Below are 15,117 nucleotides of genomic sequence, written 5' to 3' on the forward strand. Positions count from 1 at the left end.
GTCGTTCTCCATGGACCGGGACGCTATGCGGGTCGCCGACCGACCCACCGTGGGCCGAACGGCCCCGTGCGGGTCCCGACCGGCCATATGTCGAGGTCCTTCGGCCCACGGCACCGGCGGGATCGATCCCCAACCCTTGCTTCAGTCGTTCACCCGCAGAAGGGACCAGTGTCATGCTCCAGCCGTCGAGGAACCCGCAACAGGCGCCGTCGGCACCGGTCCCAGGGCGGGCCTGGCTGATGCTGGCCCTGGCCACCGTCGGATTCGCCGTCAACTTCTGGGCCTGGGCGCTGCTCAGCCCGCTCGGCCCGCGGTTCAAGGACTCCCTCGAACTGTCCTCCTTCCAGCAGTCGCTGCTGGTGGCGGTGCCGGTCGTCGTCGGCTCGCTGGGCCGCATACCGGTGGGCGCGCTCACCGACCGCTACGGCGGCCGGCTGATGTTCCCGCTGGTGTCCCTCATCACCGTGGTGCCCGTGCTGTACCTGGGGCTCGCCGGGCACTCCTCGCTCACGGCGCTCCTGGTCGGCGGCTTCTTCCTCGGCGTCGGCGGTACCGCCTTCGCCGTGGGCGTGCCGTTCGTCAACGCCTGGTTCCCGCCCGAGCGGCGCGGGCTCGCCATCGGCCTGTTCGGCATGGGCATGGGCGGCACGGCGATCAGCGCGCTGAGCACGGTCAAGCTGGTCAAGGCGCACAGTGTCGAGACGCCGTTCCTGATCACCGCCGCGGTCCTCGTGGTGTACGCGGTCGTGGCCGCGCTGGTCCTGCGGGACGCGCCGGACCGTGTCGTGCCGATGGAGCCGCTGAGCACCCGGCTGGCCGCGACCCTGCGGCTCGGCATCACCTGGCAGGCCTCGGCGCTCTACGCGGTGGCGTTCGGCGGTTACGTCGCCTTCTCCGTGTACCTGCCCACCTACCTGAAGAACGGCTACGGCCTCACCCAGGCCGACGCGGCGAACCGCATGGCCGGGTTCGTGCTGCTGGCGGTGGCGATGCGGCCGGTCGGCGGCTGGCTGTCGGACCGCATCGGCCCGGTGCGGGTGCTGGCCGGCTCGCTGGCCCTGGTCGTCACCGGCGCGCTCGTGCAGTCGGCGACGCCGACGCTGGCGCCGATGGGCACGATCGCCTTCCTGGCCATGGCGGCCGCGCTCGGCGCGGGCAGCGGCGCGACCTTCGCCTTCGTGGCCCTGCTCGCCCCGCCGCAGCGCACCGGTTCGGTCACCGGCGTCGTCGGCGCCGCCGGCGGCCTCGGCGGCTTCGTCCCGCCGCTGGTGATGGGCTCGCTCTACGGCTCCTACGGCACCTACGCGGTCGGCCTGTTGCTGCTGGCGGGGGTGGCGGCGGTGGCGCTGGTGTTCACCGGCACCGAGGTGCGGCGGGCACTGACCCGGCGGACGCCGGTCGGCGCCGCCCACTGATCCCGGGGTGGCCCGGGCGGGGAGCAGGGCCGTTCGGCCTGGTGCCGAGGACGGCCAGCCCCTGCCCGGGCCTTCGTGCGCGCGCCGACTCTGGTGGCATGACCCGTGCCGGAGCGGACCGCGCGGGCACCGATCCGGGGAGGTGTTGGCCGTGCTTCGCCCCGTTGTCGTGGGACTGGACGGTTCACGTGAGAGCCTCGCCGCCGCCGACTGGGCTGCCAGGGAGGCGCTGCGGCGCGGGCTGCCGTTGCGGCTTGTGCACGCGTACGAGGGGCTTCCGCCCGACGCGTCGGGCCTGCCGGAGCTGGAGGCACCCCGCTACTGGGCGGGACGGATCCTGCGCGCCGCCCTGGACCGGCTGAACGAGCAGTATCCGCAGGTCGGCCTGAGTTCCGAGCAGATCGCCCGGCCTGCCGCGGAGGCGCTGGTAGGGGTGGGCTCGCAGGCTGAGCTGCTGGTGCTGGGCAGCCGTGCGTTCAGCGGCTTCGGCGGCTTCATGGCCGGGTCCGTGGCGCTGGCGACGGTCGCGCACGTGTCGCGGCCCGTGGTGCTGGTGCGGGCCGATCAGGCCTCCGAGGACGAGCACGTCCCGGACCCGGTGGGGCGGCCGTCGAGGCGGGAGCCGTACCGCGAGGTCGTCGTGGGGGTGGACACCGGGCATCCGTGCGAGGAGGTTCTTCGGTTCGCCTTCGAGAGCGCGGCCCTGCGGGTGGCCCCGCTGCTGGTGGTGCACCTGTGGCAGCAGCCGCGGCTGTCCCGTCCGGCGGACGAGGAGGCGAACGCCGCGGCGCAGGCGGCGGCCGAGCAGCAGCTGGCCGCCATGGTGCGGCCGTGGCGGGAGAAGTTCCCGGCGGTCGAGGTGCGGGAGCTGGTGGAGAACGGGCGTCCGGCGCAGGAGTTGCTGCACGCGACGACCGAGGCCGGTCTGCTGGTCGTCGGCCGCAGGGCCCGCGCGGGCAGGCTCGGCACGCACACCGGTCCGGTGGCCCACGCGATGATGCACCACGTGCACTGCCCGGTCGTCATAGTCCCGCACGGCTGACCCGGCTGAGCGGCAAAGGACCGGCGGCGCGAGCTTGTCAAGGAACCTGAGCTCCCCGGGTCAGCGGCCAGGAGGCGTGGTCCTGGTCGTCCGGGTCGGAGGAAGGTCGGCCGAGGGCGGGTCGGCCGGCCGTGCTTCGAGGCGGCATCGGGATCACACGCGGTATCCCCCTCACTCACCAGACAAGCCGGAGGCCGGCCATGAGTGTCGGACAGACCTTGAAGGGCCGGATCACCGAACGCATGGGCCGTACCACCCACAACAGGCGGCTGCAGCGCAAGGACAGGACCGACCGTGTCGCGGGAGACCTCAAGCAGTCCGGCGACAGAGCCAAGGACGCCTTCAGGCCGTGACCACGAACGCCCCGGGTGGTCCCCACGTCGCGTCGAGAATGCCGGAGACCATGGTCGAAGCGCCGTACGGGACGTCGTCCCGGTGCGCAGATCCGGACTACGTGACGGACTGACGGTGGCGGGCGCCGCGGCGGCCGCGCATCACGAAGCCGACGATCCAGACGACCAGCAGGACGACGGCGGCCCACCACAGGAGATGCATGATGAAGCCGAACCCGAAGACCACCAGGATCAACAGCAGGAGAAGGATCCAAAGAATCATTGCCGGGCCTCCGGATCGCGAGGGATTTGCCTGATCCGCGGGGTCCGGGCGAAGCGGGGAGGTGGAATGCCGCGACCGGTGATCCGGAGTGGCATGGCCCTACGCCGTGCTGCCAGTCAACGCCCGGCGGCCTCCCCTGTCAACGCGGTGCGGACATGGGCGGGTTCCGGGAGGTGCGCCGGGGCTGCCGGGGCGAGGGGAGCCTGGGCGCGGGACGCGGCCGGCTCGGTCGGCGGCGACGGCAGGATGCCGGAGGTCGTCGCCGCCTGGGAGGGCAACCCGCTCCCGGTGCGGATGCAGCAGGCGCTGCGGCGCCCGTTGCGGCGCCTTCACGCGGAGGACCGGGAGTGCTCGTCATTGGCCGATGAGCCGATCAGATAGGCCCGGATTGCCGAGTGCCGGCCGTCGGCAGCATCCGGAGGCCGGCCCGGGCAACGGCGCCCGCGTGTGCTCGGGCAAGGCCCTAACGCACCCGCTCCTCTCGGGGCTCCTGTGTGTCGTCGTCCGGCAGGTGCACGTCGTTGACGGCGATGTTGACCTCGACGACTTCCAGACCCGTCATCCGTTCCACCGCCGCGATCACGTTCTCTCGGACCTCTGCGGCGAGGTCGGTGATGCTCACCCCGTATTCGACGACGACCTGGAGGTCGATGGCGGTCTGCTTCTCACCGACCTCGACCTTGACGCCGCGTCCCACGCTCGCCTGCCCGCCCGGGACCCGGTCGCGCATCGCGCCCATGGTGCGGGTGAACCCACCGCCCAGGGCGTGGATTCCCGGGACCTCCCGTGCGGCGATGCCGGCGATCTTCTCCACCACCCCATCGGCGATGGTCGTCCGGCCGCGGGTCTCCGGCGGTTCCTGGAGCCGGGGACGTGCGGCGTGCGGTGTCGTGGCCTGGTCGGTGCTGAACTCCCTGAGACCGGGTTCGGGCAGAGTCGAACCGTTCGGTTCCGTCATGCGAAGCCACCTCCTCGGGTGGTGCACGGTATGACGTGCCCGGCGGCCGTCGGCCGCCGCGTTTCGCGCCGCTTGCCCAGTACCGCGCTACGCGTAGGACATGCAGGCGTACGGCAACGCATCGGGGTCACGGTAAAGGGGCCGGGATCGGGCGGGGCACCGGAACCCCGCCGGACCACTGCGGAGACTATGCTGCTGTAGGGACGTCCCAGACCCCGGCGGCTTGTCATTGCTCGACACAGATGGCGTGGGGAGCGGGCTCGTGGTCCGTCACCCGGCGCCTCCTTGGAGCGGACCAGGTGATCCTCGGGCCTGTTGTCAGGCTTTCGGACCCGCCTCACTCTGCCTCCGCCGAACGTACGCCCCTGCCGGGAGCGCCCAGGCAGCCGGAAGTCCGGCGCCACCGGGACCGCTGCCGGATGGTCTTTCGAACCGAGGCGTCATGCCCCTGCCGCAGCTCACTGTTCACCGCCATGACCGAAGGACAAGGACGCTGATCACCCTGATCGGTGAGATCGACCTGGAATCGGCGCCCCTGGTGCGCGCGTCCCTGGATTCGTGTCTGCGCGACGGCCCTCGCGCCATCGACGTCCACCTCAGCCTCGTCACGTTCTGCGACTGCAGCGGACTCAACACGTTCCTCCACGCTGCGCAGCAGACCACCGTCGCGGGCGGAACCCTGCGACTGCACCACCCGCCGCCGATGCTCACGCACATCGTCCGCATCGCCGGCTGCGAGTTCCTGTTCGTCGGGTCCCCATCCGTCCCCCTGCCGCCTTCCGCCGGCGACACCGCGACCGCGCCCCGTCCAGCCACGCCGCACCGCTCCGCCCCATCTGGGCCCGTTCTCTCGGGTGATGTGCGATGACGGCCGGACCCGGGTGGGGAGAGGTACGGAAGCCCGGCGACGGCGAACCGCCCGCAGCGGCGCCGGTGCGGTTGCGTCGACTGAACCGATGGCTGGTGGAGGACGTCCTCGGGGATCTGGCGGATCTGTATGTCGACTGTCGCGCAGCGGTGCCGGGTGACACGTACCGCCGTCCCGGCCGACGGGACTTCCTGAACCGTGTCGCCGCTGACATGAGGCGGCCGGGATTCGCGATGGTGATCGCCGAGTCGGACGGCCTCATGGGATGCGCCTTCGGATTCCCAGTGCGCGGTGACGGCTCGTGGTGGCTCGGTTTCGACGGAGCACTGCCGCGCAGCGTCGGTTATGTCACGGTGTCCGGCAGGGCTTTCGCGTTCGGTGACATCCTGATCCGCCCGCACCCGCAGGACGGGCGCCTCGCCCGTCGTGTGCAGGAGCGGCTCCTGGCCGATCACCAGGCGTTGCTCGGCGCCACCTTGGTGGACGGGGCCGATCATCCTGCTCTCGCCGCGCTCCACTCCTGGGGGTGGCGGGATGTGGGAGAGCTTCGCAGGCCACTGGGCACCACCACCTTCCGCGCGCTGGTGTTTCCCGCCGAGGAACGTACCGCGTCGAGGCTGGAGGGTCTTGTCACCATGTCGGGGGGCGGTGGCCCGGGTGGGCCCTGAGAGCAGGTCGGCGCGCATCCATCTGCTCGTGGCCGAGCAGGCGGCCCGACGCGGTGCACGGATCGCTGTGGTGGACGTGTGCACTGCGGCCGTGGCCGCGCTGCCGGTCGGCGGGGCCGGGCTGTCGGCCATGTCCAGAGCCGCGCCGAGCCACCCGCTGTGCAGCACCGACGACATCAGCGAGCGACTGGAAGAGCTCCAGCTCACGATGGGCGAGGGGCCCTGTGTGGACGCCTTCCTGCACGGCTCGGCCGTCCTGACACCCGATCTGCTCACCCGTGACCTGCAGGACCGATGGATGGTGTTCGCCGAGGCGGCACTGGAAGCCGGGGCACGCGCGGTGTTCGCGCTTCCCCTGCAGATAGGGGCGATCAGCCCGGGAGTTCTGGACCTGTACGCCCGCGTTCCGGTCCGGTTGGACGCGGAGGAACTGGCTGACGCGCTGGCGTTCGCCGACCTCGCGACGCTGGTGCTGCTCGACACGCGCGTCGGCGAGACGGGCGGGCCGCGTGGGGACGGCGTCGACGACCTGGGCGCGCACCGGGCGGAGATCGACCAGGCCAGCGGAATGCTCACCGTCCAGCTCGGCGTCGGCATCGAAGAGGCTTTCATCCGGCTCCGCGCCTACGCCTACGCGCAGGGTCGCGGGCTCGCCGACGTGGCCGCGGACGTGGTGGCCCGTCGCCTTCGCCTCCCACCGGACCCGGAGCCGGACCAGGCCGGGGAGGACACCTGACGCAATGGTGCCGATCGAGAAACGCGCCGCACTTCCCGCTCCTTGGGGCCGGGACTCATCTCAATCGAGGGTGTCCACGATGAATCAACAACTTCTGGCCAAGACCTTCGTCGAACTGGCCGACAATCTGGTCGCCGACTTCGACCTCATCGACTTCCTGCGCCTGCTCACCGACCGCTGCGTCGGCATGCTCGACGCGAGCGCAGCCGGGGTGCTGCTCGCCGACCGGGACGGCAAACTCCGCGTCATGGCCGCCTCCGACGAACAAGTACGCCTGCTGGAGCTCTTCCAGCTCCAGAACGACGAGGGTCCCTGTCTCACGTGCTTCCGCACCGGCGCACCGGTGATCGTCCCCGACCTGACCCGGGAGATAGACCGCTGGCCGCGCTTCGTCACGGCTGCCCACCGCAGCGGATTCGGGGCCGTCCAGGCCCTGCCCATGCGCCTGCGCGAGGAAACGGTGGGCGCCCTGAACCTCTTCCGCGCCGCGCCCGGTCCCTTCGACCCGGCCGCCACCCTCGTCGCCCAGGCGCTGGCCGACGTCGCCACCATCAGCTTGCTGCAACAACGTACCGCCCACCGCAGCACGGTGCTCAACGAGCAGCTGCAGACGGCGCTGAACAGCCGGGTGCTGATCGAACAGGCCAAGGGGAAGCTCGCCGAACGCCAGGGCATCGACATGGAGCAGGCGTTCAGCACACTGCGCGGCTACGCCCGTTCCCACAATCGGCGCCTGGCCGACGTGGCGCGCGCCTTCATCGACGGCTCCGAACCCCTTGCCGGGCTGGCGTCCTGACCCACGCCCCGCCACAACTCGCGCGCTCGGCGCGCCGCTCCTGCGCCGGGGGTCCGTGATCCGGACGGCCGCCCCCGTCTCGCGGTGGCGGCCGTCCGGAGCGCGAGGATGGGAGGCCCCCCTCCGCCGTTTCCTCGCGCGCTGTCCTCCACGGCGGCGGGACTGATGGGAACACCCCGTCTGGAAAAATGCCAGGAGGACTGGGGCAGGAACCGCGTTGTCCGGCGATGCGGCTCCGGCCTGGCCTGGGTTTCCGACTCGGGGGCAGGGAGCCTGAATGGGGAGACCTGCTGGTACCTGACACGGTCGCAGTCCCGTCTTCCCTGCGTGCAGCCTAGAACAGATTCAGGAGCGGCGGAACAGGGCCTACATGTGCTGCTCTCGTGTCAACTCCGGGCAGCTGCGGCGGCGGTGCCGCATCGCACCCCGGGCCGATCCCGGACACGACAGGCGAGCGACGGCGACTCGGAGCGCCCTTACGACCCCCCAACTGGCCCTGGCGCGGCACCGATCCGGGGCTAAGCTGATACACAGACGCCCCGGCCCCCGGCGCCGTACGGCACACCGTCCACGATGGCACTCCCGCCCATCTGCCGGTCTCCAGAACCGAGGCGCCCCATGCGCACTCCGCGGCAACCCAACGAACCGGAAAGTCCGAAGCCGTCCGCCATGGACACGGTGCGGCTGCGCCGCCTGAACCGGTGGCAGGCCGAGAGCCTGCGAGAGGACCTGGCGGATCTGTACGTGGAGTCCACCACCACCCTGCCGGGCGAGGAGTTCCGCGGTCGGCAGGAGTTCCTGCTCCGTCTGGCGGACGGCGTGAAACGGCCGGGATTCGACATGCTGGTCGCTGAGGCCCGGTCCCTGACCGGCTGTGTCTTCGGAATCCCCGTCCCACGTGACGGCTCCTGGTGGCAGGGGTTCGGCGGGCCGCTGCCGCGGAACCTGGAGCAACTGACCGCATCCGGACACGTCTTCGCGATCCTCGAGACCGTCGTCCATCCGCACCAGTACGGTCGTGGGCTCGCCCGTCGGCTCCAGGAGCGCCTGCTCGACGACCATCAGGCCTCCCTCGGCGTCACCTTGCCGGACCGGTCCGACCGCTCGGCCCGCGCCGCCTTGGAGGCGTGGGGCTGGCAGGAGGTGGGCCGGATCCACCGTCCCCCGGCCGTCCTGTGCGTACTGCTTCTGTCCCTCGGTCAGCGCACGACGGAGCATCCGGACGGCCTCGCGCACAATGACCGGACCCAACGGCCCGGATAGCCACCTGCCCCGGGCGCGCCGCGTGCGAAGACGTGGATTGCGAAGAGCCGGAGGCTGGGTGGAGCCGTCTCAAGAGCAGAAGGCGCGGCGGATCGCCGCGGTCCGCCGACGACACCCCGGACACTCCGCCCGACAGGGCCTTCCATGCCACCGGCCGGCCGCCGACGGCACCGGGGCCCGCGCCACACCACCGACGCCGCGTTCGCCGCGGCGGGTGTACGGCGCACCGTCCACACCACGGCCCGCCTTGATGTGATCCGCCGTCGCGCGGCGGTGGCAGGCGCTGGAGTCCGCCAGGAGAGGACGAGCTGCCGCCGCGGATTCCATGGATCGGCCGGCCGGAGGAGTACAGTGGTGTTACCGAGAGTATTTCGAGCACCGGTCTCAACGCCTCTGCCATTTTCGGCGATTCACGACACCGGGCCGGTGCGACCGGCCCGGGGCAAGGGTTCGCATCATGACTGCGACCGTTTCGTACGCGCCGACGATCGAAGACCGGCCCTCTGCTTCGTCTCTCCCCACGTCGTTGGCTCTCACCGGTTCGATTCCGGATAGGCCGGACGGCGCCTGGTGGCACCGTTCCTGTTATCCGGGGGCGGCCCCTCCCCCATCGACAACAGGCGGCACGGTCGTGGGACGCCGAAGGATGCCGTAAGGCCCCCCGTCCGACCTCACGTCCACGGATTCCGGTGATCAACCCGATCTCGAGATCCAGCTGTCGGGTCTCCTCACCGCGCCGACGGCACGCCTGGCTTCCCGGTGATCCCACCCGGGGCCGGTATCGGGCCCGCACACGCCGATGGTCGTGGCCGTACAGGGCGACAAACGCCGTATCGGCTGAGCGGATTCTGGCCGCCACCGGCATCACCAGGGCCGGCCGGAACGACTTACCACGGAGTTCTCCCGGCTGAGCCGGGCCTACGTAGCAGAGCATCGACAGCAGCCCCGGACCCCGGCCGCTCCACGGACACCGGCTGGGGTCCTCCCGTGGCCGGGTGCTTCCCGGTCCGCTCGGGTCCGGGGACGACATCGACGTAAGGAATGTGAGAACCATGGGTGTTCTGATCACCGTGCTGGTGCTGTTCGCCGTGGCCGGGCTGGTCCTGCTCGGCCTGAGCGTGCGCAACGTCCAGCAGTATGAGAAGGGCGTGGTGTTCCGCTTCGGGCGGCTGCTGCCGGACATCCGGGGGCCCGGCCTGCGCGTCATCCGGCCGATCGGGGACAGGATGCGGAAGGTTTCCGTCCAGACCGAGGTGCTCGGCATCCCGCCGCAGGGGTCCATCACCGCCGACAACGTGACACTCACCGTGGACGCGGTCGTCTACTTCAAGGTCATCGATCCGGTCAAAGCCCTGGTGAACGTCCGCAACTACCCCAGCGCCGTCTCCCAGATCGCCCAGACCTCGCTGCGCGCGGTCATCGGCAGGGCGGATCTCGACACGCTCCTGTCCGACCGGGACCACATCAACGCGGAACTCAAGAAGGTGATGGACGCCCCCACCGAGGAACCCTGGGGGCTGCGCATCGAGCGGGTGGAGATCAAGGACATCGCCCTGCCGCAGTCGATGATGCGCTCCATGTCCAAGCAGGCCGAGGCCGAGCGTGAACGCCGTGCCCGGGTCATCGCCGCCGACGGTGAGTTCCAGGCGTCCCAGCGGCTGAGTGACGCCGCGGCGACCATGGCCGACACCCCGGGTGCTCTCCAACTGCGTCTGCTGCAGACCGTGGTGGACGTGTCGGCGGAGAAGAACAGCACGCTGGTCATGCCGTTCCCGGTGGAGATGCTCCGCTTCTTCGAGCACCAGAGCCGGGAGACCGACGGCGAATCCCTCCACCGAAGCATCCCGCGCCCCGCGCTCCCCGAACGCCAGGAGCTACCGGAACTGATCACCTCCGCCCCACCCACCGCGCCCGCCTTCCCGCTGAGCGGAGAACGCGTCGGCTCCCACGGAGACCGGGTCGGCACCCGCGCTGCGGTGGCACGGGAACGGCGGGACAACTGGCCGACCCAGGCGGACTCCGACTCCGGCTCCGACGCCTCACGTGCCGACGGCTGATCCCTCCCCGGTTCCGTCCCCGGGGGCTCCGTAATGGGGCTTCCGGCCTTCGGGCCAGGCATGGCCTCCCCCACCTGTCGCCGATGATCCGGCCGCCCAGGGACCGCGCACGTGCTACCCCCTCGGGCCCCCGCTCGGGGACCTTCGGCCCCTGCGAGGTCGGGGTGGGGCGGAGGTACGACTGGAGACAAGGCTCCGGGAGGAGGGTGCCGTGTTTCAGGTACGCATCCACGGTCGCGGCGGGCAGGGTGCCGTGACGGCCGCGGAGTTGTTGTCGGTGGCGGCGTTTCTGGAGGGCCGTCACGCGCAGGCGTTCCCGAGCTTCGGCTCGGAGCGCACGGGCGCGCCGGTCATGGCGTTCTGCCGTATCGACGACCGCCCCATCCGGGTGCGCGAACCCGTGATGCGACCCGACGCCCTCGTCGTCCAGGACGCCACGCTCCTGCACCAGGTGAACGTCTTCGAGGGCCTCCGGCCGGAGGGCGCCGTGCTGATCAACTCGCCGCGCCCGATCGAGGAGCTGGGCCTCGCCGATCTCGCCGAGACAGTGCCGCACGCCGTCGCGCTGACCGTGCCGGCCACCGCGCTCGCGCTGCGCCACTTCGGGCGTCCGGTGCCCAACGCCGTGCTGCTGGGCGGGCTGGCCGCGCTCACCGGGTGCGTACGCATCGACTCGCTGACCGCGGCGATCCAGGAACGCTTCCCCGGCGAGCTGGGCGCGGCCAACGCCGCGGCGGCCCGGGAGGCGTTCGACCATGTCCGCGCCGAGCGTGAGGAGCTCGTCCATGCTCAAGCAGACTGAGGGCTCGCGCGCGGTCGCGGAGACGGTGGCGTACTGCCGGCCCGAGGTGATCGCCGCCTACCCCATCTCACCGCAGACCCACATCGTCGAGGAGCTCAGCCGCCTGGTGAAGTCCGGCGCGCTCAAGCCCTGCGAGTACGTCAACGTCGAGTCGGAGTTCGCCGCCATGTCTATGTGCATCGGCGCCTCCGCGGCCGGTGCCCGCACCTACACGGCGACCGCCAGCCAGGGGCTGCTGTACATGGTGGAGGCGCTGTACAACGCCTCCGGTCTCGGCCTGCCCATCGTGATGACGGTCGCCAACCGGGCCATCGGCGCCCCCATCAACATCTGGAACGACCACAGCGACACCATGTCCCAGCGCGACTCCGGCTGGATCCAGCTGTACGCCCGCGACAACCAGGAGGCCGCCGACCTGCACCCGCAGGCCTTCCGGCTGGCCGAGGAGCTGTCGCTGCCGGTGATGGTGTGCATGGACGGCTTCGTGCTCACCCACGCCTGGGAGCGGATCGAGGTGCCGGAGCAGACGCAGGTCGACGCGTTCCTGCCGCCGTACGAGCCGAGGCAGGTGCTGGACCCCGACGAGCCGGTGTCGATCGGCGCGATGGTCGGCCCGGACGCCTTCACCGAGGTGCGCTATCTGGCGCACGCCAAGCAGATGCAGGCCCTGGAGGCGATCCCGCGCATCGCCGAGGAGTTCCGGGAGGCCTTCGGGCGTTCCTCGGGCGGCCTGGTGCATCCCTACGCCTGCGAGGACGCCGAGACGATCGTGGTGGTGCTGGGGTCGGTGTTCGGCACCGTGTGCGACGTCGTCGACGAGATGCGCGAGCGCGGGGTGCGGATCGGGGCACTGGCGATCACCTCCTTCCGGCCCTTCCCGCTGGAGGCGGTGCGCACGGTGCTCGGCGGTGCGCGTCAAGTGGTGGTGCTGGAGCGGGCGTTGGCGGTCGGCATCGGCGGGATCGTGTCGGCGAACGTGCGCACCGCGCTCTCCGGGATCCAGCTCGCCGGCCACACCGTGGTCGCCGGGCTCGGGGGACGGCCGATCACCAAGGAGTCCCTGCACCGCCTGTTCGACGACGCGGTCGCCGGACGGCTGGAGCAGCTGACCTTCCTCGACCTCAACACCGAACTGGTGGAGCGGGAGCTCGCGCGGATGGCGAAGACCAGGCGGTCGGGTCCGTCGGCGGAGAACATCCTGCGCGATGTGGGGAGCAACCGATGAGTGCCGCACCGCAGGTCAAGTTCTACCAGGTGGGCAGCTTCGCCGCCGGAAACCGGCTGCTGGGGCCCGAGGCACAGTCCGACCAGGCCGACCCGGGCCGCTCCAACGCGCTGACCTGCGGTCACCGGGCCTGCCAGGGCTGCGGCGAGGCGCTCGGCGCCCGTTACGCCCTGGACGCCGCCCAGCGGGCGGCCGGCGGCAAGGTCATCGCCGTCAACGCGACCGGCTGTCTGGAGGTCTTCTCCACACCCTATCCGGAGACGTCGTGGCAACTGCCGTGGCTGCACTCGCTGTTCGGCAACGCGCCGGCCGTCGCGGCCGGAGTGGCCGCCGCCCTGCGCGCCAAGGGCCGCACGGACGTCCGGGTGGTCGGGCAGGGCGGCGACGGCGGCACGGTCGACATCGGCCTGGGCTGCCTGTCGGGCATGTTCGAGCGCAACGACGACGTGCTGTACATCTGCTACGACAACGAGGCGTACATGAACACCGGCGTGCAGCGGTCCGGGGCCACCCCCGCGACCGCGCGCACCGCCACCACCCAGGCGGTCGGCGAGCAGCCCGGCGCCCCCTTCGGGCAGGGCAAGAGCCTGCCGCTGATCGCGATGGCGCACGAGATCCCCTACGTCGCCACGGCCACCGTCGCGGGCCTGCGTGACCTGGAGGCGAAGGTGCACCGGGCGATGGGGATGCGCGGCGCCCGCTATCTGCACGTGCTGGTGCCCTGTCCGCTGGGCTGGGGCACGGCCTCCCACGACACAGTGCGCATCGCGCGGCTGGCCGAACAGACCGGGCTGTTCCCGGTGTTCGAGGCGACCGGCGGGGTGGTCACCGACGTCACACCGATCCGGCGGCGCGTGCCGGTGGAGGAGTACCTGCGGCCGCAGAAGCGGTACGCGCACCTGTTCACGCCAGAGCCGCGCACGGATGTCATCGCCCGTCTGCAACGGGTGGCCGACCGCAACATCGCCCGGTTCGGGCTGCTGGCGCAGGAGGAGGAGGTGTCGTCGTGAAGGAGAAGCCGTTCGCGATCACCCTGGACGTGGGCTCCAGCCTCGCCAACCGCACCGGGGCCTGGCGCACCGAGCGTCCCCGGTACGTCGACCGGATGCCGCCGTGCAACCAGGCCTGTCCGGCCGGCGAGAACATCCAGCAGTGGCTGTTCCACGCGGAGAGCGGCGACTACGAGTCCGCGTGGCGGCAGTTGATGCGGGACAACCCGCTGCCCGCCGTGATGGGCCGGGTCTGCTACCACCCCTGTGAGACCGCCTGCAACCGTGTCCAGGTCGACAACGCCGTCGGCATCAACTCCATCGAGCGGTTCCTGGGCGACGAGGCGATCAGGCGCGGCTGGAGCGTCGAGGCCCCGCCGGCGACCAGCGGCAAGCGGGTGCTGGTGATCGGCTCCGGACCCGCCGGGCTGTCGGCCGCCTACCATCTGCGGCTGCTCGGCCACGAGGTGACCGTCCGCGAGGCGCAGGACCGGCCCGGCGGCATGATGCGTTACGGCATCCCGCGCTACCGGCTGCCGCGTGAGGTGCTGGACGCGGAGATCGACCGGATCACGGCCCTGGGCGTCACGCTGGAGCTGGGCGCCAAGGTCGACGATGTGCTCGCGGCGCAGTCGGACGGCGGCTTCGACGCCGTGTTCCTGGCCGTGGGCGCGGGGATCGGCAAGCGCGCCTACATTCCCGCCGGGGACAGCGCCCGCATTCTCGACGCGGTGTCGCTGCTGGGCAGCATGGAGGGCGCCGGCCCGCCGCTGCTGGGCCGCAGGGTCGCCGTCTACGGCGGCGGCAACACCGCCATGGACGCCGCCCGCACCGCCCGCCGGCTGGGCGCCACCGACGCCGTGGTGGTCTACCGGCGCACCCGGGACCGGATGCCCGCGCACGACGTCGAGGTCCAGGAGGCGCTGGAGGAGGGCGTGCGCATCAAGTGGCTCTCCACCATCAAGCACGCGGGCGAGGACCGGCTGACCATCGAGCGGATGGAGCTCGACGAGACCGGATTCCCGCAGCCCACCGGGGAGTTCGAGGAGCTTGAGGCGGACAGCGTGGTGCTGGCGCTGGGCCAGGACTCGGACCTGTCCCTGCTGCGGGACGTGCCGGAGCTGGCCGTGGACCACGGCATGGTGCGGGTCGCCGACGGTCTCATGACGGGCCATCAGGGGATTTTCGCGGGCGGCGACATGGTGCCCGCGGAACGCACCGTGACGGTGGCCGTTGGGCACGGGAAGAAGGCGGCGCGGCACATCGACGCGTATCTGCGGGGCACCACCTACGACCCGGGCGCCAAGCACGCTCCGGCCGAGTTCGACCTGCTCAACACCTGGTACTACTCCGACGCCCCCGCGTCGGTGCGGCCACGCCTCGAACTGGCCCGCCGGGTGTCGACGTTCGACGAGGTGGTGCAGGGACTCGACGAGTCCACCGCGCTGTTCGAGGCCCGGCGCTGCATGTCCTGCGGGAACTGCTTCGAGTGCGACAACTGCTACGGCGTCTGCCCGGACAACGCCATCAGGAAGCTGGGCCCGGGCAAGGGCTTCGAAATCGACCTGGACTACTGCAAGGGCTGCGGGCTGTGTGCGGCCGAATGTCCGTGCGGGGCCATCGAGATGGTGCCGGAGGAGGGCTCCGGCGCATGACACCCCTGTCGAAGCGCCCCCGCGGGTC

The 15,117-nt window shown here is 71.3% G+C and carries 15 protein-coding genes; 13 read left to right on the top strand and 2 right to left on the bottom strand.

Annotation, left to right across the window (positions count from 1 at the left end):
• Positions 1 to 173: 173 nt before the first annotated feature.
• From FBY22_RS24005 to FBY22_RS24015, 3 genes are all read left to right on the top strand, one after another.
• Positions 174 to 1,415 carry an MFS transporter gene (locus tag FBY22_RS24005; protein WP_142149205.1) on the top strand — a complete coding sequence of 414 codons (1,242 nt, stop codon included), beginning with the start codon at positions 174 to 176 and terminating at the stop codon, positions 1,413 to 1,415.
• A 151-nt stretch (positions 1,416 to 1,566) separates the two neighbouring features.
• Positions 1,567 to 2,457 (top strand): universal stress protein, encoded by an 891-nt coding sequence (locus FBY22_RS24010; RefSeq protein WP_142149207.1) that lies wholly within the window; start codon positions 1,567 to 1,569, stop codon positions 2,455 to 2,457.
• Between the two features lie 200 nt (positions 2,458 to 2,657).
• A complete protein-coding gene (locus FBY22_RS24015; protein ID WP_142149209.1) occupies positions 2,658 to 2,810 on the top strand; it encodes a CsbD family protein in 153 nt (50 codons plus the stop codon).
• Positions 2,811 to 2,907: 97 nt separating this feature from the next.
• On the opposite strand, the gene FBY22_RS24020 is transcribed toward FBY22_RS24015, so the two are convergent.
• Together FBY22_RS24020 and FBY22_RS24025 are read right to left on the bottom strand one after the other, a co-directional pair.
• Positions 2,908 to 3,072 (bottom strand): hydrophobic protein, encoded by a 165-nt coding sequence (locus tag FBY22_RS24020; RefSeq protein WP_174267253.1) that lies wholly within the window; start codon positions 3,070 to 3,072, stop codon positions 2,908 to 2,910.
• Positions 3,073 to 3,535: 463 nt separating this feature from the next.
• Entirely contained in the window at positions 3,536 to 4,030 is a 495-nt protein-coding gene (locus FBY22_RS24025; protein WP_142149211.1) for an Asp23/Gls24 family envelope stress response protein, read from the bottom strand.
• A 442-nt stretch (positions 4,031 to 4,472) separates the two neighbouring features.
• Between FBY22_RS24025 and FBY22_RS24030 the strand changes: the two genes are divergently transcribed.
• From FBY22_RS24030 to FBY22_RS24075, 10 genes are all read left to right on the top strand, one after another.
• The gene (locus FBY22_RS24030; RefSeq protein ID WP_142149213.1) at positions 4,473 to 4,898 is read left to right on the top strand and encodes an STAS domain-containing protein; all 426 of its coding nucleotides are present in this window, start codon (positions 4,473 to 4,475) and stop codon (positions 4,896 to 4,898) included.
• A 95-nt stretch (positions 4,899 to 4,993) separates the two neighbouring features.
• Entirely contained in the window at positions 4,994 to 5,566 is a 573-nt protein-coding gene (locus FBY22_RS45335; RefSeq protein WP_260845090.1) for a hypothetical protein, read from the top strand.
• A 70-nt stretch (positions 5,567 to 5,636) separates the two neighbouring features.
• Entirely contained in the window at positions 5,637 to 6,302 is a 666-nt protein-coding gene (locus FBY22_RS24040) for an ANTAR domain-containing protein (RefSeq protein ID WP_260845091.1), read from the top strand.
• Positions 6,303 to 6,381: 79 nt separating this feature from the next.
• Positions 6,382 to 7,098, top strand: a complete 717-nt coding sequence (locus FBY22_RS24045) for a GAF and ANTAR domain-containing protein (RefSeq protein WP_142149215.1) — start codon at positions 6,382 to 6,384, stop codon at positions 7,096 to 7,098.
• Positions 7,099 to 7,767: 669 nt separating this feature from the next.
• Positions 7,768 to 8,361 (top strand): hypothetical protein, encoded by a 594-nt coding sequence (locus FBY22_RS24050; protein WP_260845092.1) that lies wholly within the window; start codon positions 7,768 to 7,770, stop codon positions 8,359 to 8,361.
• Between the two features lie 1,052 nt (positions 8,362 to 9,413).
• On the top strand, positions 9,414 to 10,418 hold the full coding sequence (locus FBY22_RS24055) for a slipin family protein (protein WP_142149217.1): 1,005 nt from the start codon (positions 9,414 to 9,416) through the stop codon (positions 10,416 to 10,418).
• Between the two features lie 211 nt (positions 10,419 to 10,629).
• Positions 10,630 to 11,220, top strand: coding sequence for a 2-oxoacid:acceptor oxidoreductase family protein (locus FBY22_RS24060; protein ID WP_142149219.1), 591 nt, complete (start codon positions 10,630 to 10,632; stop codon positions 11,218 to 11,220).
• Positions 11,204 to 12,445, top strand: a complete 1,242-nt coding sequence (porA, locus tag FBY22_RS24065; RefSeq protein WP_142149221.1) for a pyruvate ferredoxin oxidoreductase — start codon at positions 11,204 to 11,206, stop codon at positions 12,443 to 12,445. Before FBY22_RS24060 ends, porA begins: the two co-directional genes overlap by 17 nt.
• Complete coding sequence (locus FBY22_RS24070; RefSeq protein ID WP_142149222.1) at positions 12,442 to 13,455, top strand: thiamine pyrophosphate-dependent enzyme; 1,014 nt, start codon at positions 12,442 to 12,444, stop codon at positions 13,453 to 13,455. Before porA ends, FBY22_RS24070 begins: the two co-directional genes overlap by 4 nt.
• Positions 13,452 to 15,089, top strand: a complete 1,638-nt coding sequence (locus FBY22_RS24075; RefSeq protein WP_142149224.1) for an NAD(P)-binding protein — start codon at positions 13,452 to 13,454, stop codon at positions 15,087 to 15,089. The genes FBY22_RS24070 and FBY22_RS24075 overlap by 4 nt, the downstream gene beginning before the upstream one ends.
• Positions 15,090 to 15,117: the final 28 nt, after the last annotated feature.

The organism is Streptomyces sp. SLBN-31, assembly GCF_006715395.1.
Taxonomy (GTDB): domain Bacteria; phylum Actinomycetota; class Actinomycetes; order Streptomycetales; family Streptomycetaceae; genus Streptomyces.

Bases quoted from the DNA above. Each gene is read 5' to 3' on its own strand.
- FBY22_RS24005 (WP_142149205.1), top strand. From the start codon at position 174: ATGCTCCAGCCGTCGAGGAACCCGCAACAGGCGCCGTCGGCACCGGTC.
- FBY22_RS24015 (WP_142149209.1), top strand. From the start codon at position 2,658: ATGAGTGTCGGACAGACCTTGAAGGGCCGGATCACCGAACGCATGGGC.
- FBY22_RS24020 (WP_174267253.1), bottom strand. From the start codon at position 3,072: ATGATTCTTTGGATCCTTCTCCTGCTGTTGATCCTGGTGGTCTTCGGG.
- FBY22_RS24025 (WP_142149211.1), bottom strand. From the start codon at position 4,030: ATGACGGAACCGAACGGTTCGACTCTGCCCGAACCCGGTCTCAGGGAG.
- FBY22_RS24030 (WP_142149213.1), top strand. From the start codon at position 4,473: ATGCCCCTGCCGCAGCTCACTGTTCACCGCCATGACCGAAGGACAAGG.
- FBY22_RS24045 (WP_142149215.1), top strand. From the start codon at position 6,382: ATGAATCAACAACTTCTGGCCAAGACCTTCGTCGAACTGGCCGACAAT.
- FBY22_RS24050 (WP_260845092.1), top strand. From the start codon at position 7,768: ATGGACACGGTGCGGCTGCGCCGCCTGAACCGGTGGCAGGCCGAGAGC.
- FBY22_RS24055 (WP_142149217.1), top strand. From the start codon at position 9,414: ATGGGTGTTCTGATCACCGTGCTGGTGCTGTTCGCCGTGGCCGGGCTG.
- porA (WP_142149221.1), top strand. From the start codon at position 11,204: ATGCTCAAGCAGACTGAGGGCTCGCGCGCGGTCGCGGAGACGGTGGCG.
- FBY22_RS24070 (WP_142149222.1), top strand. From the start codon at position 12,442: ATGAGTGCCGCACCGCAGGTCAAGTTCTACCAGGTGGGCAGCTTCGCC.